This window comes from Candidatus Protofrankia californiensis (genome assembly GCF_900634765.1).
GTDB lineage: Bacteria > Actinomycetota > Actinomycetes > Frankiales > Frankiaceae > Protofrankia > Protofrankia californiensis.
Map to the genome: position 1 here is coordinate 20,926 of NZ_CAAAFT010000064.1, position 574 is coordinate 21,499.

General features: G+C 73.0%; 1 protein-coding gene. It reads left to right on the forward strand.

Annotated elements, in window-relative coordinates:
- A partial coding sequence (locus DD1DGNOD_RS03795; RefSeq protein ID WP_165036380.1) for an MMPL family transporter occupies nucleotides 1-574 on the forward strand: 574 nt, incomplete at both ends.

Sequence of the window (574 nt, forward strand, 5' to 3'; positions counted from 1 at the left end):
GGAGCTCGCCGCGGGGCGGGAGCGCGCCGACGCGGTCGCGGCCACCTTACGGACCGCCGGTCGGACGATCGTTTTCAGCGGCGCAACCGTCGTGGCGGCGCTTGCCGTGATGCTGGTCTTCCCGCCGTTCTTCCTGAAGTCGATGGCCTACGCCGGTATCGCCGTGACGATCTTCGCGCTCCTCACCGCTGCCGTGGCCCTGCCGGCCGTGCTCATGCTTCTCGGTCCGCGGGTCAACGCGCTCAGGGTCAGCGGGATAATCGGGCTGATCCGCCGCCGGCGGGCCGCCGCCGCGACCGGCCCCCGGGAGACGTCCGAATCATCCGTCTGGCGCGCTGTCGCCTCCCGCGTCATGCGCCGGCCGGTGCTCGTCGGTGTGCCCGCCATCGCCCTGCTGCTGGCGCTGGGCATCCCCTTCCTGCACGTCTCCTTCGGCACCCCGGACGACCGGGTGCTGCACGACACCGCTTCCAGCCGGCGGGTCGGCGACGTCATCCGGGCGGACTTCTCCGCGGACACCGCTGCCGCCACGACCGTCGTCGTGGAGGGGCTGACCGGTGGTTCCGGCGGAGGC